Below are 20031 nucleotides of genomic sequence, written 5' to 3' on the forward strand. Positions count from 1 at the left end.
CCGATCTGCTCCCGCTCCAGCGGGCTCAACCTCAACGCCATAACCACCCCAACGAAAATCACGGAAGGGTGTTGCAACCATCGGTTGAGCCCGCCCGGATGACGGAAACTGTCCAAGATCTCCGCACGCGGACCGACCGGGTAGCATCCGCCGATGATTGATGGTGGACACCTGGACCGGCGCGGGCGGCGAGTGACGCTGAGACCGGTGGACGACGACAACTGGCGTGCGGTGGCCGACGTCGCCCCGCGCGACGACCAGCGCCGCTTCGTGGCCGCGCTGGGCGCGCGCTATCTGCTGCTGAGCACCCGCTCCGAGGTGTGGAACTCGCTCGCGGTGTACGCCGACGAGACCGTCGTCGGTCACGTCATGTGGGGAGTGGACGACGACGGCTCACACTGGATCGGCGGGATGTTGATCGACGCCGCCGAGCAGGGCCAGGGCGTCGGCAGGGCCACCGTGCAGACGCTGGCCCCCTGGCTGGCGGCCCGAGAGGGCAACCCCCCGGTCCGCCTCTCGTACCACCCCGACAACACCCAGGCTGCCGCACTCTACGAGTCCCTGGGCTTCCACCCGACAGGCGCGGTCGACGACGAAGAGCTGATTGCCGAACGAGCCCCCTGACCCCCTCCGCGATCTAGCACTTCCTGTCGCGACATAGAGAACATCCCACCTGTAACGGCAACCGAAACTGCAAGATCGCCGGGGCGGCGAGCCTGGGCCGGCGTCGATCATGGAGTTGTGGTGCCCCACAAATGGGGCGTACACGGAACTGTCGCCCACCACAACTCCATGATCGACCGGTGGGGTGGGGCGGGGACGGGCGCCGGCGGGGACGGGGCGCCGGGGAGGGGTCAAGGGCTGGGGAGGGTCAAGGGCTGGGGCGGGTTAGGCGGGGTGGGTTGGGGATTTTGGGCGGCGTTGGGTGGGGAGGGTTGGGGTTGGGGTTGGGGTTAGCGGGGTGGGGAGGTTGGTGACTGTGGCTTCGCCAGTGCGGTCGACAGACACGTGCACCGGGGTGTTGGCCACGCGGAGGCCGTCGACCGCTACGGCACCCAACTCTGCTCCCGCCAGGGGTGCCAGTCGGACCGTGCCGCCCGGCACGTCCGGGTAGAGCCCCGCGGCGGCCTGGAGCAGCAGCACCGCACCCGTCGCGGCCCACGCCTGCGGTCGGCACGCGGCCGGGTACGGCACCGGCCGGTTAACCAGTGAGCGGTCGTCGCCGCCGTACAGCTCCGGCATCCGGTAGTCGAACGCCTCGGCCGCGCTGAGCAGCCCTTCGGTCAGGCCGAGCGCGGCCTCCCGGTGCCCGGCGCGGGCCAGCCCGCCGAGCACGATCGCTGTGTCGTGGGTCCAGATCGAGCCACAGTGGTACGACAGCGGGCTGAAGCCGGCGTCGTCGCTGGACATGGTCCGCAGCCCGAACCCGGCGGCCATGGTGTCCGTGGTGAGCAGGTGCGCGACCTGGGCTTCCTCGTCCCGGTCGAGCAGGCCGGTGCCGAGCAGGTGGCCGATGTTGCTGGTCAGCGAGTCGACCGGGCGCTTGTCGCGGTCGAGGGCGAGCGCGGGCTGCGGACCGTGCCGGCCGTCGACCCAGAAGCTCCTGCGGAACCGGCCGACGAGCGCGGCGGCGTGCTCGCGCCAGCGGTCGGCGTCCGGTCGGCCGAAGGCGTCCAGGAGGGCGGCTCCGTTCACGGCCGCCTCGTGCGCGTAACCCTGCACTTCGGCCAGCACGATCGGCGCGGTGGCCAGGGTGCCGTCGCGGAATCGGACAGCGTCACCGGAGTCCTTCCAACCCTGGTTGGACAGCCCGTGCCCGGTGGTGTCGACGTACTCGACCAGGCCGTCGCCGTCCGGGTCGGCGTGTTCGCCGAGCCAGCGCAGAGCCGCCTCCAGGTGCGGCAGCAGGGGCTCGACCTGCTCGGCGGGCATGCCCCAGCGCCACGCGTCGTGCAGCAGGTTGACCCAGAGCATCGTGGCGTCGACGGTGCCGTAGTACGCGGGCGGAAGGCGCAGGCCGTTGCCGGGCACCGTGAACTCGTGTCGGCGCAGCTCGTGCAGGATCTTGCCGGGGGCTTCGCCGGTCGCCGGGTCGAACCGGGTGCCCTGCCGGCGGGCGAGTACGCGCAGGGTGCCGGCGGCCAGGTCGGTGCCGAGCGGCAGCATCATCCGGGCGGCCCAGAGGCTGTCCCGGCCGAACAGGGTGAGGAACCAGGGCACGCCGGCGGCGAGGAACACGTCCCCGGGGGCGCCGGTCTCGGCCAGTCGGAGGCCGCGCAGATCGTCGAGGCTGCGGTCCAGCAGTCGGACGAGGCGGCGGTCGTCGGCGGTCACCTCGGGTCGGGACCACTCCGGCTCGCCGGCTGGGCCGACCACGACGGCGCGCGGGTCCTCGACGGTCAACTGCCAGCGCAGCACGGTCTCGCCGCCGGGAGGCAGGTGGACCGCCCACGCCAGCCGTGGCGCGGTGGCACGCTCGGCGTCGGCCAGCACGTCCGCGTCGGACGCGGTGACGGTGACTGTGATTCCTGCTCCCGACCAGGTGAGCACGCCTGGCTGGCCGGTCTTGGCCTCCAGCGCGGCGGCGGCGCCACCGGACTTGACGGCCTCGATGGGTGCCAGGTCGCAGCCGAGGTCGACGGTGACGGTGGCGTTTACGTCGACAGTGGCGGTGGAGACGATCCGCAGCTCCTCGGTGAGGCCGTTGCGGGTGGCCCGGCGCAGGCGGTCGACGCGGACCGTCGGGTCGGGGGTGGGGTCGCCGAGCCAGCGGGCCAGGCCGACGAAGCGTGCACCGTGTGGGCCGTCGTCGCCGCGGGTCAGCCCCTCGAGTTCCCGTTCGTCGACCCGCAGCTCGGCGCGGGAGAGCACCCGGGCGTCGGCGTGGAAAACGCCCTGGACGCCGGTCGGGCGGATCTGCCCGGTCGCGTCCCCCAGCGCGCTGGTCGGGGCGAAGACCACCCCTACCAACTCGTGCAGGAGGGGTTGCAGCTGGCGTTCGATCACGGTGTGGCTCCAGATCCTCGGGGTGCGGGGCGGCCATCTTGACAACGCGCCCCTGGCGGTGCAAAGTGCGAAACATTCCAGAAACTTGAACGATCCAATCCTGCCTTATCCAAATTGGATCGTTCAAGATGGCGAGAGGGATTAAGTGGCCGAAAAGGTGACCATCGCGACGGTGGCCCGGCACGCCCGAGTCAGCCGGCAGACCGTGTCCAACGTCCTCAACAGCCCGCACATCGTGCGGCAGGAGACCCGTCAGCGGGTCCAGGACGCGATCGACGCGCTCGGCTACCGGGCCAACCAGGCCGCCCGACAGATGCGTACCGGCCGGTCCCGCCTCATCGCCGCCCGCATCGACCCGACCCGCGACGGCATCAACGGCTCCGTGCTCGACCGCTTCCTGCACGGCCTCACCGAGACCGCCGACGCCGCCGGCTACCGGGTGCTGCTCTACACCGCCACCGACGACGAACGGGAGATCGCCACCTACGGCGACCTGCTCGGCACCTACGAGTTGGACGCGTTCGTGCTGGTGGGCACCAAGTACGGCGACCCGCGTACCGAATGGCTCGCCGACCGGGACGTACCGTTCGTGACCTTCGGCCGCCCGTGGGACGCGCTCGACGTGCACCCCTGGGTGGACGTGGACGGCGCCGCCGGCACCGCCCAGGCCACCCGGCGCCTGCTGGACGCCGGCCACCGGCGGATCGCCTTCATCGGCTGGCCCGACGGTTCCGGCGTCGGCGACGACCGGAGGGCCGGCTGGCGCGACGCGCTGCGCGCAGCCGGCGTCGACCCGACCGGGCTGCACCGGGAGACCGAGGACGGCATCGCCGAGGGGGAGCGGCTGATGCGTGACCTGCTCGTCGCCGTGGCGCCGAGCGCCGTGGTCTGCGCCAGCGACTCACTCGCCCTCGGTGCCCTCCAGGCGATCCGCGGCGTCGACCCGCAGGTGTCGGTGATCGGCTTCGACGACACGCCGGTGGCCGCCGCGGTCGGGCTGACGAGCGTCAGCCAACCGCTCGGCGACGCCGCTGCCCGCTGCGTGGACCTGCTCACCGGGGTCCTCGACGGCGACCGCGAGACCCCTACCCCCGTGCTGCTTCAGCCCTCGCTGGCGCTGCGGCACACCGCGTAGTTCCACACCCCCCACCAGGAGAAACCATGGCACCCCGAACAATCACCCGGGCCGCGGTGGCCGGCCTCGCCGCCGTCGCCCTCCTCGGCTCCGCCGCCTGCGGCAGCGGCTTCGACGACTCCTCTGGCGACACCGCCCAGTCCAGCGGGCCGGCCAGCCTGCAGATCCTGATCGGCTCGTCCGGCGAGGCCGAGACCAAGGCGGTGCAGGACGCCGCCGCGAAGTGGGCCGGCAGCTCCGGCAACACAGCGACTGTCACCCCGGCGCAGGACCTCACCCAGCAGCTCGGTCAGGCTCTCGCCGGCGGCACCCCGCCGGACGTCTTCTACGTGGACGCGGCCCAGTTCGCCGACTACGCGAGCGTCGGCGCCCTCGAGCCGTACGGCGACAGGGTCAGCAACCCGGGCGACTTCTACGAGAGCCTGCGCACCGCCTTCACGTACGACGGCAAGCTCTACTGCGCGCCGAAGGACTTCTCGACCCTGGCCCTCCAGATCAACACCGACCTGTGGACCAGGGCCGGGCTGACCGACGCCGACGTGCCGACGACCTGGGACCAGCTCACCGCGGTCGCCCAGAAGATCAAGGCGAAGGGGCAGGTCCCGCTGGCCATCGGTGACACCCGGGACCGGATCGGCGCCTTCATGGTGCAGAACGGTGGCTGGCTGACCAGCAAGGACGGCAAGCAGCCCACGGCGGACACCCCGGAGAACCTGGCCGCCCTCCAGTACGTCAAAACCCTGCTCACGACCGGGCTGGCCAAGTACCCGAAGCAGCTCGACGCCGGCTGGTCCGGTGAGGCGTTCGGCAAGGGCAAGGCCGTGATGACCATCGAGGGCAACTGGATCAAGGGTGCCCTGCAGAACGACTTCCCGAACGTGAAGTACAAGGTCGTGGCGCTGCCGGCCGGCCCCAAGGGGCAGGGCACCCTCTCCTTCACCCAGTGCTGGGGTGTCGCCGCCAAGAGCAAGCACAAGGACCAGGCGATCAAGTTCGTCGAGGCGATGACCAGCGGCGAGCAGCAGATGGCCTTCGCCAAGGCGTTCGGCGTCATGCCGTCCCGGCAGTCGGCGGGCGAGCAGTACACCGCCGCCTTCCCGGCCGACAAGGTGTTCATCGACGGCGCCGCGTACGCCCAGGGCCCGGTGAACGCCCCGAAGATGGACAGCGTCCTCAAGGACCTCGACACCGGTCTGCAGGCGCTGGCCAACGGCGACCCGAAGACCATCCTGCAAAACTTCGACAAGAACGCCAAGGCGGCGCTCGGCGGCAGCTGAGGTGACGGCGGGGGCCCCGGGTGATCACCGGGGCCCCCGCCGCACGTCGGCCGGAGAGAGGAAGGGAGGGAGGGAAGATGGCAACCGAGACACTGACCGCCGCGGCGACCGCGCCCGGGTCGGGCCCCCGCCGACGCAGAGGCGGCATCCGCAGCAACGAGAACCTCGCCGGCTGGCTCTTCGTCGCGCCGGTGATCGTCATTCTGGGGCTGTTCCTGCTGCTGCCGATCCTGATGGCGCTCTGGGTCAGCCTCACCGACTGGAACGGACAGGGCAGCCCGTTCACCGGCGACGTCCCGTTCGTCGGCGGCCACAACTACACCCAGTTGTTCACCGAGGACGGGCTGGCCCGCCGCGACTTCATGACGAGCATCCGCAACAACATCTACTACGTGGCGATCGTGGTGCCGGCCCAGACGGTGCTCGCGCTCGGACTGGCGTTGGTTGTCAACAACCGGATGCTCAAGGGCAAGAGCTTCTTCCGCAGCGCCTTCTACTTCCCCTCGGTCACCAGCTCGGTCGCGATCAGCGTGGTGTTCCTGTTCCTCTTCGCCAACTCCGGCGCGGTGAACGCGCTGCTCGGCTTCGTCGGCATCGACGGCCCGGAGTGGTTCGCCGACTCCCGGGGCGTGCTGCACCTGCTGTTCGGCGCGGTCGGCGTGGACTCGCCACCGGCGGCACTGACCGACGGCGGCCCGTTCGGGCTGACCTGGTGGGACTGGTTGGCCGGCCCGAGCGTGGCGATGATGTCGATCATCACGTTGGTCATCTGGACCACGTCCGGCACCTTCATGCTGATGTTCCTCGCCGGGCTGCAGAACGTGCCGGTAACGCTTGACGAGGCCAGCACCCTCGACGGCGCGTCCCGGTGGCAGCGCTTCCGGTACGTCACCCTGCCGATGATCAGACCCACCACCTTCCTGGTGCTCACCCTCGGCACGATCGGCTCCTGGCAGGTCTTCGACCAGGTGTACGTGATGAGCCAGGGCGACCCGGCCAAGACCACACTCACCCCGGCGTACCTGTCGTACCGGACCGCCTTCCGGGACTTCGACTACGGCTCCGGCGCGGCGATCTCGTTCGTCCTGTTCCTGATCATCATCGTGCTCACGCTGATCCAGCGCCGGGCGCTGGCCGAGCGGGACACCGACCGGCCGCGACGCGGCTGGCGGCGTCGAGGCGTACCGGAGAGGTCCTGAGATGGCAGTGCTCACCGACCGCCCGGCGGCGGCGCCCGCGCGGCGACACCAGCGCGCGGCCCGCACCCTCGCCACCCGCTTCCTCGGGTACGCCACGCTCGTCTTCTTCGGGCTGGTGTTCCTCTACCCGTTCGTCATCCAGATCGGCAACTCGCTCAAGACCGAGCCCGACGCGGCGGCGAACCCGCTGTCACCGTTCCCGGACCCGCTCACACTGGCCGGCTTCGAACGGATCTTCGCCGGCACCAACTTCCCGCTGTGGCTGGGCAACTCGCTGCTGGTGACGGTGCTGGTCACCCTCGGTCGGGTGTTCTTCGACTCGCTCGCCGGGTACGCGCTGGCCCGGCTGCGGTTCCGCGGCCGCGGCGGGCTGTTCGCCGCGGTCATCGCGGTGATGGCGGTGCCCGGGGTGGTGCTGCTCATCCCGAAGTTCCTGGTGCTCAACCAGCTCGGCCTCTACAACAGCTACGCCGGTCTGGTGGTGCCGCTGCTGGCCGACGCGGCGGGCGTGTTCATCATGAAACAGTTCTTCGAGTCGATCCCGGTGAGTGTCGAGGAGGCCGCCCGGATCGACGGGGCGAGCATCTTCCGTACCTTCTGGTCGGTGGTGCTGCCGATGGCGAAACCGGCGCTGATCACCCTGACCATCCTGTCGTTCCAGGGCTCCTGGAACGAGTTCCCACACAGCCTGGTGTCGGTGCAGGACCCGGACCTGTTCACCCTGCCGCGCGGACTGGCCGACCTGGTCAGCGGCTCCCTCGGCAAGGGCACCCAGTACCCGCTCAAGCTCGGCGCCGCGCTACTGGCCACCATCCCGGTGGCGATCATCTTCGTGGTGTTCCAGCGGTACTTCGTCCGCGACGCCAACGACGGCTCCGACAAGGGCTGACCCGGCCGGGTCACTCGCCGGGGCGGTCCTCGGCGAGTGGCTCGGTGGGCACCGCCACGTGCAGGCGCACCTGAGGCACCAGCATGTCGTCGACGTCAAGCGCCCGGGCCGCGCCGTCGGGCTCCCAGCCGGTGCTGGTGAGGAACTTCCGGGTCGCCTCGTCACCGTCGAACGCCCAGGCCACCGCCCGACTCATGCCGTCCTCCCGCCACAGGTCGACGGCGGCGGCGAGCAGCCGACTACCGTGCCCGCGCCGACCCCACCGCGGCTCCACCAGCAGGTCGGTCACCGCGGCCACGTCCGGGCCGAGCGCGTCGGCCGGCTCACCCGGGGCGAGAGCCTCGCCGTCGGCCGGGCCGGAGGCGGCGAACCCCACCAGATACGATTGCTCGGCCTGTTCGACGGCGACCAGCACCCGGTGCGCGCCCGAGGGCGGCTCCAGCACGGCGGCGCTCCACCGCCGGGCGAGGAACGCCTCGTCCAGGTTGTCGAGCACATGCCGAGGCAGGATCCGGCGATACGCGACCCGCCAGGTCGCGAGCTGGATGCGTGCGATCTCGCCGGCGTCCTCGGGACGCGCCGGGCGGACGTACCCGAGAGCCATGGGACGGAAGCCTACGCAGGGCGGGGGAGACGACGGTGGCGCAGGGTGCCAACAGGACGACCGCGCAGGTCGTCGGGGTGGTTGTGCTCGCCGCGGCGGTCACCGGGTTCCTCGCCGTCGCTGCCGTGCGGCACGGCTTCTTCGACCTGAAGGTCTACTACGGCGCGTTGACGTGGTGGGTGCACGACGGCGGGGAGATCTACGACTACCTCAAGCCGAACACCCAGTACGGCTTCACCTACCCGCCGTTCGCCGCCCTGGTCATGCTGCCGATGGCGTACCTGCCGTGGATGGCCGCGATCGTGGTGAGCGTCCTCGCCAGCGTGGCCACCACCACGGTGCTGATCTGGTGGCTCGTCGACCCGATAGCCCGCCGCGCCGGGTGGACCCGGTGGTTCGCCCTCGCCGTGGCGCTGTGCCTGGCCGCCGCGTTCGAACCGATGCGGGAGACCGTCAACTTCGGCCAGGTCAACACGCTGCTGCTCTTCCTGGTGGCGGTGGACCTGCTGCGGTTGATGCCGGCCGGCAACCGGTGGACCGGGGTGGGCATCGGCCTCGCCACGGCGATCAAACTGACCCCCGGCGTGTTCATCGTCTACCTGCTGGTGACCGGGCGGTGGCGGGCGGCGCTCACCGCCAGCGGCACCGCCGCCGGGGTGTCGTTGCTGGCCGCCGCGCTCTTCCCGGACGCGTCCCGGGAGTTCTGGACCGAGGCCCTGTGGAACACCGGACGGGTGGGCGAGTTGGCCTTCGTCTCCAACCAGTCGCTGCGCGGGGTGGTCGCCCGGCTCGACCCGGAACACCCGAGCACAGTGCTCTGGCTGCTGCTGGTGCTCGGCACCCTGGCGCTCTGGGCCTGGCGGTCCCGGGCCGCCGTCGCGGCCGGCGACGAGGCGACCGGCCTGGCGCTCACCGGCGCGGTGATGTGCCTGGTCAGCCCGGTCACCTGGGTGCACCACCTGGTCTGGCTGCTGCCCGCGTTGATCCTGCTCGTCGACAACGCGATGGCCGCGCCGGCCGGCCGCCGACGGCGGGTCCTGCTGGTCGCCGCGACCATCGGGTACGCGCTGCTGATCAGCCGGATCGTCTGGGTCTGGGAGAAGGACTTCACCGGCGTCGACGGCTTCCTGGGCAGCAACGCCTACGTGTGGATCAGTCTCGCGCTGTTGGCTTTCCTGCCGATCCGCCGGTGGCTGACCCCGAACGGGTCAACCGTCGAGGCGTCCGGCGTACCGCAGCTCGACCAGCCCGACCGGCGGGCCCCCACCGGCCAGCGGCACCTGGTAGGTCGACCGCTCACCGTCCGGTGACAGGCCGGCGCGTTCGCAGAACCGCCGGGCCCGCCGGTTGTCCGCCAGCACCCACGCCCGGTAGTCGGCCCAGCCCCGTTCGGTGAGCCCGCACCGGGCGGCGTCCAGCAACGCCGCCGCGGTCCCGTCACCCCAGTGGGCCGGCTCCACGTAGAGCGCCACCACCTCGCCGACCGTCGGGTCCAGGTCGTCCCGGTCCTGGTTGCGGCGGTACGGCCCGAAGGTGGTGAAGCCCACCACCGACCCGTCCACCTCCCCGAGCAGGGTGATGAACGGGTGTTCCGGATCGGCGGTGCCAACGTCGCGACGACGCTGCGCCCAGGCCACCACGTTGAGCCGCCCGAGCACCTCGTCCGGCATGAAGCCGGCGTAGCCCGCCTGCCAGCCGTGCACGTGTACCAGGGCGACCGCCTCGGCGTCGTCCGGCTCCTCCCGACGGATGGTCAGCATTGCACCGTTCTATGCCCCGTTGGTCGTCACGTCCAGCTTCCCGCACCGGAGTCGTACCGATGAATTAAGGTCGCCGACGATGACCGCGCCGGAATCACTCTCTCTCGCCCAGGCCCGCCGTGTGGCGCTCGCCGCCCAGGGCTTCGCCGACCCGGCGCCGACGGGCATGCCCACCCGCCGGCACCTGCGTCGCGTGCTGGGCCGGGTCGGGCTGATCCAGATGGACTCGGTCAACGTGCTGCAACGCGCGCACTACCTGCCGCTCTACAGCCGGCTCGGGCCCTATCCGACCACGTTGCTCGACCAGGCCGCCTACCGACGCCCGCGTGACCTGTTCGAATACTGGGGTCATGAGGCGTCGCTGGTCCCGGTGGAGCTGCACCCGATGCTGCGCTGGCGAATGGCCCGGGCGCACAGCGAATCCTGGGGCGGCATGCGGCGGATCGCCCAGGAGCAGCCGGAACTGGTCGCCTGGGTCCGCGACGAGGTGGCCGCCCGGGGGCCGCTCACCGCCGCGGAGATCGAGCACGACGCCCCCCGCGAGACCGGCAACTGGGGGTGGAACTGGTCAGCGGTCAAGCGCGCGTTGGAGTTCCTGTTCTGGGCCGGCGAGGTGACCGCCGCCGAGCGCAGCACCTCCTTCGCCCGCCGCTACGACCTGCCCGAACGGGTGCTGCCAGCGGCGGTGCTGGCCGCGCCCACCCCGACCGACGCCGAGGCGTACCGGACGTTGGTTTCCCTCGCCGCGCGGTCCCTCGGGGTCGCCGCCGAGCCGGAGCTGCGCGACTACTTCCGGTTGCCGCTGGCCGGCGCCCGGCAGGCCGTCGCCGAACTGGCCGAGGCCGGTGAGGTGGTGCCGGTCACCGTGGCGGGCTGGCGACAGCCAGCTTGGCTGCACGCGTCCGCCCGATTGCCCCGCTGGGTGCGGGGCAACACACTGGTCAGCCCCTTCGATCCGCTGATCTGGGAACGCGCCCGCACCGAGCGGCTGTTCGACTTCACCTACCGGATCGAGATCTACGTTCCGGCGCCACAGCGGGTCTTCGGCTACTACGTGTTGCCGTTCCTGCAGGGCGACCGGTTCACCGCCCGGGTCGACCTGAAGGCCGATCGGAAGGCCGGGGTGCTGCTCGTGCCGGCCGCCTGGCTCGAACTCGGCGCCGACCCGGGGGAGACCGCCGTCGCGCTCGCCGCCGAGCTGTACCGCCTGGCTGGTTGGCTCGGCCTGGATGCGGTGGCCCCGCCAGCGGCCGGCGATCTGGCTGGTCCGCTCAGCGCCGCGTTGGCCGGCGTGTCCGGTGTACCGTGAGCGCGTGACGAGCGCTCCCGGACCGGTCGACCAGCCGCACCCAGCCCCCGGCGCCGTCCACACGGCTTCGGCCGACGGTGGCACGGGTCCCGGTGGCTTCGATTCCGGTGGCTTCGGTCCCGCTGGCTCTGGTCCCGCTGCCGCTGGTCCCGGCGGCTTCGGTCCCGGCGGCTTCGGTCCCGGCGGGTCCGGTCCGGAGGGTTGGCCGACCACCCCGCCAGGTGGCTACCCGGCGCCTGAGCCGGACCGGCTCACCCGATTCGTGTTGCGGCTCTACGAACGCTCACCACGCTGGGCAGTGCCGCTGGCCGCGGTCGGCTGCGTCGCGATCGGCATGAGCTACGCGCTGCTCAGCAACCCGACCTACGCCGACCCGGATGCCGCGCCCACCTGCCTGCTCAAGTTGACCACCGGGCTGGACTGCCCGGGCTGTGGTGGCACCCGAGCGCTCTGGTACGTGCTGCACGCCGACCTGCCGGCCGCCGCCCGGCACCACTTCCTGTTCGTCTTCGCGCTGCCGTTCCTCGCGTACCTCTTCGTGGCCTGGGCGGGAAACCAGGCGTTCGGTTGGCGCCTACCCGAGCTGCGGATCAGCTCGAAGGTCATCGGCGGATTCCTGGCCGCGTGGCTGGCCTTCTCGGTGCTACGCAACCTGCCCTGGGCGCCGTTCACCTCGCTCTACGTCTGACCGCGCTGCCACCGGCCGCACTGCTACCGGCCGCGCTGCCACCTGCCGCGTTGCTGCCGGCCGCGCTGCCACCTGCCGCGTTGCTGCCGGCCGCGCTGCCACCTGCCGGGCTGCCACCGGCCGGGCTGCTACCGGCCGGGCTGCCACCGGCCGCGTTGTTGCCCGCGGGGCTGCCGTCTGAGGCGCCAGTGCCCGATGGGCCGCCGCCCGACCTGCCGCCGCCCGACCTGCCGCCGCCCGACCTGCCGCCGCCCGATGGGCCGCCGCCCGATGGGCCGCCGCCCGATGGGCCGCCGCCCGATGGGCCGCCGCCCGATGGGCCGCCGCCCGATGGGCCGCCGCCCGACGGGCCGGTGCCCGGATGCGGCCGGCGGGCGGATGCGGGCTCGGCCGGCATGCGTTGTCCTGGCGTCCTTTGGAGTTGACTCGTTTACGACATCACGGGTCTCCTCCTGCGCCGAACACCCATGATCGACTCGGCATTCAGGAAACCGGGCCATCCACCTGACCCGGATACCCCGACTTCCGGGAACCCGAGTCGATCACCCTAGTCGGCACCTGCATATCCGCGCCCGTGGCGCACGGCAGCCGATGCGCCTCGCCCCAAGGTCGCGCTCGATCCTGGGTGTAGTGGGGTCGGGCGTGACAGATGCCACTACATCCAGGATGTTGCGCGATCTTGCGAGCGGACGCCCCTGCCGAACTGCTCAACTTGTTCGGGTCGCTTGGGCGCCTGAGCGGCGCTCGGGTCTCGGTCGTCGGCTTGGTCGGCCCATCCATCCCGGGGCTGATGTCGCCAACGATTCAGCTCCAAAGGACGCCGACGGAACTGTCCGCCCGGGCCTCGACGACGATGCCCCGCCCCGCCCCAAGGCCCCGCTCTCGGCCTCCGGCCCCTCGGCCTCCGGCCCCTCGGCCTCCGGCCCCTCGGCCCCCGGCCCCTCGGCCCCGGACCTCCGGCAACGTCCAGTCGGCACTGACCGCGCCTCCGGCCCCCGGCCCCCGGCCTAAGGCCCCGCCCTTGGCTCCCGGCTCCGGCCCGGCCAAGGCCCTCGCCCTCGCCCTCGCCCTCGCCCTCGCCCTCGGCCCAAGAGTCGGGGACGTCGGTTGGTGGGTCGTTGCCTGAGTGATCGACATTGCACGGGGCGCGCCTGAGTTGGGTCGGGCGGCACCCCACCACTAAAGTCCCAGGAATGCCGGACATGGTGCAGCCCCAGGTCAAGTTGATCGCGTGGACCCAATTCGCGGCCCCGGACGACGTGCCGTGGTCGACCGACGCGGAGGGCGGCCAGGCGCTCGCCGAGTTCGCCGGTCGGGCCTGCTACCAGTCGTGGAAGAAGCCGAACCCGGCGACCGCCACCAACGCCGGCTACCTGGCGCACATCCTCGAGGTTGGGCACCTGAGTGTGCTGGAGCACGGGTCGGTCACCTTCTACTTCACCGGGGTGTCCCGCTCCTTCACCCACGAGTTGATCCGGCACCGGCACTTCTCGTACTCCCAGCTCTCCCAGCGTTACGTCCCGGAGCGGGACGCGGCAATGGTCGAGCCGGCCGTCATCGCCGACGACCCGGAGCTGCACAAGAAGTTCGTGGAGGCCGCCGAGGCGAGTGTTCGGGCGTACACCGAGTTGCTTGAGGGCCTGGAGCAGCGCTTCTCCGACGAGCCCAACCCGACGCTGCGCCGCAAGCAGGCCCGGCAGGCGGCCCGTGCGGTGCTGCCCAACGCCACCGAGACCCGGATCGTGGTCTCCGGCAACTACCGGGCCTGGCGGCACTTCATCGCGATGCGGGCCACCGAGCACGCCGACGTGGAGATCCGTGAGCTGGCCGTCGAGTGCCTGCGCCAGCTGCAGGGCGTCGCCCCCAACGTGTTCGCCGACTTCGTGATCTCCACGCTGTCGGACGGCACCGAGGTGGCGGCCAGCCCGCACGAGGCGTCCTGAGCCCTTCCCCGGCGGGCTCCGGCTGGTCGTCCGCTAGGTTGGAGGGTATGACGCACGACCACCTCGATGCCGCGGCCCGACCGGCGTCCCGCCCCTTCGGCCGGCTGATCACAGCCATGGTGACCCCGTTCACCCCCGACGGTTCCCTCGATCTCGACGGCGTCGCCCGGCTGGCGAGCCACCTGGTCGACGAGCAGGGCAACGACGCGCTGGTGGTCAACGGCACCACCGGCGAGTCGCCGACCACCACGGAAGCGGAGAAGGAGCAGCTGATCCGGGCCGTGGTGGAGGCTGTCGGTGACCGGGCCAAGGTGGTCGCGGGCGTTGGCACCAACGACACGCGGCACACCATCGAGCTGGCCGCAGCCGCCGAGAAGGCGGGTGCGCACGGCCTGCTGGTGGTCACCCCGTACTACAACAAGCCGCCGCAGGCGGGGTTGGTCCGGCACTTCACGGCCGTCGCCGACGCCACCGGCCTGCCGGTGATGCTGTACGACATCCCGCACCGTTCCGGTGTGCCGATCGAGACCGAGACGCTGGTGCGGCTCGGCGAGCACGGCCGGATCGTCGCGGTCAAGGACGCCAAGGGCGACCTGACCGCCACCAGCTGGGTGACCAGCCGGACCGCTCTCGCCTTCTACTGCGGCGAGGACGCTCTCACCCTGCCGGCGCTGGCCGTCGGTTCGGTGGGCGTGGTCGGCACCTCCACGCACTTCACCGGGGGGCTGACCGCACAACTGATCGATGCGTACGACGCGGGAGACATGGCGACCGCGCTGGCGCTGCACCGGCGGCTGCTGCCGCTGTTCACCGGCATCTTCCGCACCCAGGGCGCGATCCTGGTGAAGGCGGGCCTGGCAGCGCAGGGCCTGCCGGCCGGCCCGGTGCGACCCCCGCTGGTGGACGCCACCGACGACGAGATTGCCCAGCTGCGCGCGGACTTCGCGGCAGCGGGCCTGGAGCTGCCCGAATGAACGAACGACACGATGGACGTCGAGTAACGGCGTCGCAGAATGAGGTGGACGCGTGACCGAGGCGCACATCGAGGCGGAGCTACCCCCGCCGCTGCCGGAAGGTGGCCTGCGGATCATCCCGCTCGGCGGGCTCGGCGCCATCGGTCGGAACATGACCGTCTTCGAGTACGACGGCAAGTTGCTGATCGTCGACTGCGGCGTGTTGTTCCCCGATGTCGAGCAGCCGGGTGTGGATCTGATCCTGCCCGACTTCGGTCCGATCCTGGACCGGCTGGCCGACGTCCAGGCGATCGTGCTGACGCACGGTCACGAGGACCACATCGGCGCGGTGCCGTACCTGCTCGCCCACAAGCCCGACATCCCGCTGGTCGGCTCACAGTTCACCCTCGCCCTGGTCGAGGCGAAGTTGGCCGAGCGGCGGATCCAGCCGTACACGCTGACCGTGCGTGAGGGCGGTCGCGAGCGGCTCGGCCCGTTCGAGTGCGAGTTCTTCGCTGTCAACCACTCGATCCCGGACGCCCTCGCGGTGGCCATCCGCACCCCCGCCGGCCTGGTGCTGCACACCGGCGACTTCAAGATGGACCAGTTGCCGCTGGACGGCCGGATCACCGACCTGGCCGGTTTCGCCCGGCTCGGCGCCGAAGGCGTCGACCTGCTGCTGTCGGACTCCACCAACGCGGAGATCCCCGGTTTCGTCACCCCGGAGCGGGAGATCGGCCCGGTGCTCGACTCGATCTTCGCGAAGGCCAAGGGCCGGATCATCGTGGCGTCGTTCGCCTCGCACGTGCACCGCGTGCAGCAGGTCTTCGACTCCGCCGCCGAGCACGGCCGCAAGGTCGCGCTGATCGGCCGGTCCATGGTCCGCAACATGGGCATCGCCCGGGACCTCGGCCTGCTCAACATCCCGGCCGGCCTGGTCATCAGCATCGACGAGGCGACCACGCTGCCGCCGGACGAGATCGTGCTGATGTCGACAGGTTCCCAGGGTGAGCCGATGAGCGCGCTGGGCCGGATGGCCAGCGGCGACCACCGGCACATCACCATCGCCCCCGGTGACACGGTCGTGCTGGCTTCCTCACTGGTCCCCGGCAACGAGACCTCGGTCTACCGGGTGATCAACCGGCTCGCGCGGGCCGGCGCGGTGGTCGTGCACAAGGACGTGGCCAAGGTGCACGTCTCCGGGCACGCCCCGGCCGGGGAACTGCTCTACCTGCTCAACGTGGTCCGGCCGAGCAACCTGATGCCCGTGCACGGCGAGTGGCGTCACCTGCGCGCCCACGCCCGGCTCGGCATCGAGTCCGGGGTTGCCGCCGACCGGGTGGTGATCTGCGAGGACGGCGACGTGGTCGACCTGGTCGAGGGCCGCGCCAGCCTGGTCGGGCACGTGAAGAGCCGGTACGTCTACGTGGACGGCCTCGCCGTCGGTGACGTCAGCGAGTCGCTGCTCACCGAACGGCGGATCCTCGGTGACGGAGGGTTCATCGCCACCACGGTGGTCGTCGACTCGGTCACCGGCAAGGTGGTCGCCGGCCCGACGCTCTCCGCGAAGGGCTTCTCCGAAGACCCGGAGGCGTTCAACCCGGTGGTGCCGTTGGTCACCGAGGCGCTCAACCGGGCCGCGGCGGACGGCATCACCGACCCGCACCAGCTTCAGCAGATCGTCCGACGGACCGTGGGGCGGTGGGTCAACGACAAGTACCGTCGTCGGCCGATGATCGTGCCCACCGTCGTCGAGGTCTGACCGCACGCGTCACGATGCCCGTCCGCACACGAGGTGCGGGCGGGCATCGCCGTTTTCACGATTGGGCTCGCCGTTGCGGGTCAGCCGTGCTGGAGCCGGCGTCGCAGGAGCAGCAGTCCGCCGCCGAGGGTCAGCAGCGACACGCCGATCAGGCCGTACACGATGGTGGTCGTGCCGGTGCGCGGCAGTTCCGTTGCCTCCGGGGCGGGCGTGGCCGGTGCCGTGGTCGCCGGCGTGGTCGGGTCGGTCGGTGGCGCGGTGGTGGCCGCGCCGCCGCCGGATCCGCCAGCGGTCAGGCGGAGCGTCACCGAGGTGTCCGGGTTGGTGTACCGGTTGGTGGGCGCGAGCCAGAGCCGAACGCTCTTCGTGCCGCCGGTGGCCGCCACCCGTACGTCGAAACTGTCCGTGGCACCGTCCGCGAGGCGGCGCTCGCGCAGGATCTCGCAGCCCACACCGTTCGTCCGGCCGCTGTCGGAGCACCCCGGTGCGGTCACCCGCACCCCGTCCGGGGTGGCGACGTTCAACGAGTACCCGCCGATGTCGAACGTGCCGGTGTTCGTGACCCGGACCCGAATGGTCGCGGCACCGTCGACGACCGGGCCGGCGGTGGCCCGTAGCCGCAGCGTCGTGCGGTCCGGCCAGTTGATCCGGAATTCGGTGGGTCGGTCGGCGCGGCCAGTGGCGTCCTGACCGGCCACGGAACCCCACTCGGTCGCGCCGAAGACCGGCTGCGCGGCCGATGAGGTCACCGTCAGGCGGTACGTCCGATCGCCGCCGGCGGGCAGTTCCGCGCCGCCGCAGACCCAGGTCCTGGGCGCACCGTCGCCGGCCCGGCAGTCGCCGCCCGCGGTCAGGTCGGCATTCTGTGGCAGGCGGAGCACGAAGAAGCCCTTCGCCGCTGTCCCACCCTCGTTGACGACTTTGACCTCCAGCGGACCCGACGGGTGCCACGGGTCGCCGCCGAGGAAGACGATGTCGGCCCGGGCCAGGATCGTCGGCGCGGCGCTCCCGGCCGTCGTGCTCGGCGAGACGGTCGGCTTTGCAGGGGCGGCACCGGCAACGGTTGGGGTGGCGAGGGCGGACAGGGCGAGCACGGCGGCACCGAGAATGCCGGACCGGAGCGGGCGGTTCATGACGACTCCCGAGGGGTTGCGGTGGGCTGACGGCGATATCACCCCGGTGCCGTTCTCCCGGTTGCGAGCTGTCGGATGTCGTGCAGTCCGCGCGGCAACTGCAACCGTTGGCGCCCCTGGCGAATCAGGGCAGCGCGGCGACGGCCTCGGCGTACGCGATGCCGGTGGCGATGGCGGCGTCCATGAGGACCCGTAGCTGCGCCGGGGCGACCCCGTGCGCCAGGTCGGTGGCCACGTCGCCGGCCAGCACCAACTCGTCGCCGAGGTCGTGCGCGTACGCCTTGGGCAGCAGCCGGTCGTGGTTCCACGCGTTGCAGAAGGCGTACGCCTCGGCGCGGCGGGCGGCCGGCAACCGGCGGTTGGCCATGGCGCGGGCGTGCAGCACCTCGCCGCGTTCACCGGCCCGCCGGAACTGGATCACCGTTCCCTCCCAGTGGCCGACCACCGCCTCGCCCTCGTCCACCAGGTACCGGTCGCCGCGCCCGTCCAGGATCCCGGTGATCATGCCGAGGGAGAGCGCCGACAATTCGCGTTCGCCCAGCTCGGCCTCGACGTCGACCCCGACGTCGGACCGGTCGTCGTCGGGCTCGTCAGGCTCGTCGTCACTGGGCAGCGGAACCGGCGCCGCGAGCGGGCGCTCGGCCAGCCAGGCGGCCATCCGTCCGGAGTGGTGCCCCGTGCCGTTGCGCGCGTCGAAGCTGCCAGCCAACTCGTTCGCCACCCCGAGCAGCAGCGCCCCGAGCGTGGCGACGTCCAACTCGGTGGCCGGCCGCTCGCCGTACGCGGGCCGGGGCATCGTCCGCCCGCCCAGCCCTGCGTCGGTGGCCAGCCCGCAGAGCAGTGCCCCGGCGGCGGCGAACTCCATGGCGGCGAGGTCGTCGGTCGGCCGGTCCAACCGGGGCAACTGCTCGGCCAGGATGGCCAGCCCGCGCTCCAGATGCCCACCCAGCGCGCAGAACCGCAGGTGTGCGGCGAGGTGCGGGAACGCCGCGCGCTCCCGCCGGTGCCGGCGGTACGCCCGCACGTGCGCTGTCGCCGCCCGTTCCGGCTCACCGATGCGCAGTGCCGGCAGCAGACCGGCGACCAGATCCCGCTCGGGCTGGTCGGTGCAGGCCTGCGGGTCGCCGTCGGTTTTCCCGAGCTCGGTCACTGCGGCATTCCACTCGCCCCAGCCGGCCAGCAGCTCGGCCCGCCGGGCGGAGGCGCAGCCCGGGCAGCCGCCGGCCGGGCCTGGCCGTTTTCCGGACCATCGCTCGTACCAGTGCCGGGCGGTGGGCTCGTCGCCCAGATGATCGGCGATCCGGCAGTGCAGCTCCGCCACGGTCGGTGTGTCCGGACCATCCGTGCCGACGCGGTGGGCCAGGTCGTGCAGCAGGGACCGGGTCTGGTCCAGCCCGACCCGGGGAGTGCCGAGCAGCGCCTCCACCGCGTACCGCTGGTAACGCAGCAGCAGCCCGGTCTCCGTCTCGGTGAGCACGTCGGGCCGGTGGTCGGCGGCGGCCCGGCAGCGCCGGACCGGCTCGACCAGACGCCACCGCTCCCCGTGCAGCAGGTACGCCTCGATCAACGCGAACCGTGCGTCCATCCCGGACCGGACGTCGCCGGCCGCGTCGGCACGCTCGGCGAGCCGTTCCAGGGCCACCTGCCGGGCCGGGCCGTCGGGAAGGTCACGAGCCTCGGCGAGCGCGGCCTCCAGCGCCGGTACGCGGCCCCGCGCGAGCCGCTCACCGGCACCGGTGGGTGGCGTGCCGGCGCGGCTGCCGGTGAACTCGTCCCGGCCGGTCACGACGGCACCGCTCCGGGCAGTCGACGAACCGCCACGGCGAGCTGGCAGCCGGTGGAGATGCCACAGTCGAGCAGCTGGTCGAGCTGGTGTGGGGTCACGCCGCGTTCCAGGTCGGTGATCACCTCGCCGTACACCCGGGCCCGACCGTCGTCGGCGACATGGACGAACGCTTTCGGCCAGAGCCGGTCGTGGTTCCAGGAGTTGCAGAACGCGTACAGGTCGGGCACCCGTTCGATGCCGAAGGTCGGATCGACCATGGTGCGGATCTGGAGCAGCTCACCGTCCCCGCCGACGCGAAGGAACCAGATCAGGTTGTCGTCGAAGTGGCCGACGAGGTCGCCGTCCGGGGTCGGACCGACGGACCGGCCCCGGGCAGCGAGCACCGCGGCGACCAGTTCACCGGTCAGCGGACGCAGCAAGTCGGGGTGCCCGGCCAGTGGATCGTCCGGATCGCCTTCGATTTCCGGCGACGCCATGGGGCATCCCTTCTGAGGCGGATATCACGACCGGCGGTGGGGTTCGTGTTTCGACGCGCGGACACGACCCGGAAAAGCGGGGATCTGCCCGCCCCCACCGTTACCGTGACT

The 20031-nt window shown here is 71.7% G+C and carries 17 protein-coding genes; 11 read left to right on the top strand and 6 right to left on the bottom strand.

Translation table 11 applies throughout. The annotated features are described in order from the left end of the window. The first annotated feature begins 153 nt into the window (after nt 1-153). The gene (locus ACFYPG_RS32625) at nt 154-624 is read left to right on the top strand and encodes a GNAT family N-acetyltransferase (protein WP_355009557.1); all 471 of its coding nucleotides are present in this window, start codon (nt 154-156) and stop codon (nt 622-624) included. Nucleotides 625-888: 264 nt separating this feature from the next. On the opposite strand, the gene ACFYPG_RS32630 is transcribed toward ACFYPG_RS32625, so the two are convergent. Next, on the bottom strand, nt 889-3006 hold the full coding sequence (locus tag ACFYPG_RS32630) for a glycogen debranching N-terminal domain-containing protein (protein WP_387355054.1): 2118 nt from the start codon (nt 3004-3006) through the stop codon (nt 889-891). A 157-nt stretch (nt 3007-3163) separates the two neighbouring features. Between ACFYPG_RS32630 and ACFYPG_RS32635 the strand changes: the two genes are divergently transcribed. From ACFYPG_RS32635 to ACFYPG_RS32650, 4 genes are all read left to right on the top strand, one after another. After that, nucleotides 3164-4141: a LacI family DNA-binding transcriptional regulator gene (locus ACFYPG_RS32635; protein ID WP_387355056.1), complete on the top strand. Its 978-nt coding sequence runs from the start codon at nt 3164-3166 to the stop codon at nt 4139-4141. Between the two features lie 26 nt (nt 4142-4167). Continuing rightward, nucleotides 4168-5418, top strand: coding sequence for an extracellular solute-binding protein (locus ACFYPG_RS32640; protein ID WP_355009554.1), 1251 nt, complete (start codon nt 4168-4170; stop codon nt 5416-5418). A gap of 77 nt (nt 5419-5495) precedes the next feature. Further along, entirely contained in the window at nt 5496-6617 is a 1122-nt protein-coding gene (locus ACFYPG_RS32645; RefSeq protein ID WP_387355059.1) for a carbohydrate ABC transporter permease, read from the top strand. 1 nt (nt 6618) lies between these two features. Next, nucleotides 6619-7506, top strand: a complete 888-nt coding sequence (locus tag ACFYPG_RS32650; protein ID WP_355009552.1) for a carbohydrate ABC transporter permease — start codon at nt 6619-6621, stop codon at nt 7504-7506. 10 nt (nt 7507-7516) lie between these two features. Here ACFYPG_RS32650 and ACFYPG_RS32655 read toward each other — a convergent pair whose 3' ends face one another. Next, on the bottom strand, nt 7517-8110 hold the full coding sequence (locus ACFYPG_RS32655) for a GNAT family N-acetyltransferase (protein WP_355009551.1): 594 nt from the start codon (nt 8108-8110) through the stop codon (nt 7517-7519). 35 nt (nt 8111-8145) lie between these two features. Here ACFYPG_RS32655 and ACFYPG_RS32660 point away from each other — a divergent pair, with 35 nt between their 5' ends. Next, nucleotides 8146-9420 carry a glycosyltransferase 87 family protein gene (locus ACFYPG_RS32660; protein ID WP_387355061.1) on the top strand — a complete coding sequence of 425 codons (1275 nt, stop codon included), beginning with the start codon at nt 8146-8148 and terminating at the stop codon, nt 9418-9420. On the opposite strand, the gene ACFYPG_RS32665 is transcribed toward ACFYPG_RS32660, so the two are convergent. Beyond that, nucleotides 9319-9870: a GNAT family N-acetyltransferase gene (locus ACFYPG_RS32665; protein ID WP_387355063.1), complete on the bottom strand. Its 552-nt coding sequence runs from the start codon at nt 9868-9870 to the stop codon at nt 9319-9321. The genes ACFYPG_RS32660 and ACFYPG_RS32665 overlap by 102 nt on opposite strands. A gap of 79 nt (nt 9871-9949) precedes the next feature. Here ACFYPG_RS32665 and ACFYPG_RS32670 point away from each other — a divergent pair, with 79 nt between their 5' ends. The 5 genes from ACFYPG_RS32670 to ACFYPG_RS32690 all read left to right on the top strand — a co-directional run bounded on the left by ACFYPG_RS32670 (nt 9950) and on the right by ACFYPG_RS32690 (nt 16525). Continuing rightward, nucleotides 9950-11179: a winged helix-turn-helix domain-containing protein gene (locus ACFYPG_RS32670; protein WP_387355064.1), complete on the top strand. Its 1230-nt coding sequence runs from the start codon at nt 9950-9952 to the stop codon at nt 11177-11179. A 4-nt stretch (nt 11180-11183) separates the two neighbouring features. Continuing rightward, a complete protein-coding gene (locus tag ACFYPG_RS32675) occupies nt 11184-11867 on the top strand; it encodes a DUF2752 domain-containing protein (protein ID WP_387355066.1) in 684 nt (227 codons plus the stop codon). 1202 nt (nt 11868-13069) lie between these two features. Then, entirely contained in the window at nt 13070-13810 is a 741-nt protein-coding gene (thyX, locus tag ACFYPG_RS32680; RefSeq protein ID WP_355009600.1) for an FAD-dependent thymidylate synthase, read from the top strand. Nucleotides 13811-13857: 47 nt separating this feature from the next. Beyond that, nucleotides 13858-14784, top strand: coding sequence for a 4-hydroxy-tetrahydrodipicolinate synthase (gene dapA / locus ACFYPG_RS32685; protein WP_355009545.1), 927 nt, complete (start codon nt 13858-13860; stop codon nt 14782-14784). 52 nt (nt 14785-14836) lie between these two features. Further along, entirely contained in the window at nt 14837-16525 is a 1689-nt protein-coding gene (locus ACFYPG_RS32690) for a ribonuclease J (RefSeq protein WP_355009544.1), read from the top strand. 80 nt (nt 16526-16605) lie between these two features. Here ACFYPG_RS32690 and ACFYPG_RS32695 read toward each other — a convergent pair whose 3' ends face one another. From ACFYPG_RS32695 to ACFYPG_RS32705, 3 genes are all read right to left on the bottom strand, one after another. Next, entirely contained in the window at nt 16606-17658 is a 1053-nt protein-coding gene (locus ACFYPG_RS32695) for an LPXTG cell wall anchor domain-containing protein (RefSeq protein ID WP_387355069.1), read from the bottom strand. A 124-nt stretch (nt 17659-17782) separates the two neighbouring features. Then, entirely contained in the window at nt 17783-19354 is a 1572-nt protein-coding gene (locus ACFYPG_RS32700; RefSeq protein WP_387355083.1) for a YbjN domain-containing protein, read from the bottom strand. Nucleotides 19355-19440: 86 nt separating this feature from the next. Then, nucleotides 19441-19920, bottom strand: a complete 480-nt coding sequence (locus tag ACFYPG_RS32705) for a YbjN domain-containing protein (RefSeq protein ID WP_355009542.1) — start codon at nt 19918-19920, stop codon at nt 19441-19443. Between the last annotated feature and the right edge of the window lie 111 nt (nt 19921-20031).

Origin of the sequence: Micromonospora sp. NPDC005553, assembly GCF_042871765.1 — a bacterium.
Taxonomy (GTDB): Bacteria; Actinomycetota; Actinomycetes; order Mycobacteriales; family Micromonosporaceae; genus Micromonospora.

Excerpts from the sequence above, each read along its gene's own strand:
- ACFYPG_RS32645 (WP_387355059.1), top strand. The coding sequence starts at position 5,496 with ATGGCAACCGAGACACTGACCGCCGCGGCGACCGCGCCCGGGTCGGGC.
- ACFYPG_RS32625 (WP_355009557.1), top strand. The coding sequence starts at position 154 with ATGATTGATGGTGGACACCTGGACCGGCGCGGGCGGCGAGTGACGCTG.
- ACFYPG_RS32650 (WP_355009552.1), top strand. The coding sequence starts at position 6,619 with ATGGCAGTGCTCACCGACCGCCCGGCGGCGGCGCCCGCGCGGCGACAC.
- ACFYPG_RS32695 (WP_387355069.1), bottom strand. The coding sequence starts at position 17,658 with ATGAACCGCCCGCTCCGGTCCGGCATTCTCGGTGCCGCCGTGCTCGCC.
- ACFYPG_RS32705 (WP_355009542.1), bottom strand. The coding sequence starts at position 19,920 with ATGGCGTCGCCGGAAATCGAAGGCGATCCGGACGATCCACTGGCCGGG.
- ACFYPG_RS32670 (WP_387355064.1), top strand. The coding sequence starts at position 9,950 with ATGACCGCGCCGGAATCACTCTCTCTCGCCCAGGCCCGCCGTGTGGCG.
- ACFYPG_RS32640 (WP_355009554.1), top strand. The coding sequence starts at position 4,168 with ATGGCACCCCGAACAATCACCCGGGCCGCGGTGGCCGGCCTCGCCGCC.
- ACFYPG_RS32665 (WP_387355063.1), bottom strand. The coding sequence starts at position 9,870 with ATGCTGACCATCCGTCGGGAGGAGCCGGACGACGCCGAGGCGGTCGCC.
- thyX (WP_355009600.1), top strand. The coding sequence starts at position 13,070 with ATGGTGCAGCCCCAGGTCAAGTTGATCGCGTGGACCCAATTCGCGGCC.
- dapA (WP_355009545.1), top strand. The coding sequence starts at position 13,858 with ATGACGCACGACCACCTCGATGCCGCGGCCCGACCGGCGTCCCGCCCC.
- ACFYPG_RS32655 (WP_355009551.1), bottom strand. The coding sequence starts at position 8,110 with ATGGCTCTCGGGTACGTCCGCCCGGCGCGTCCCGAGGACGCCGGCGAG.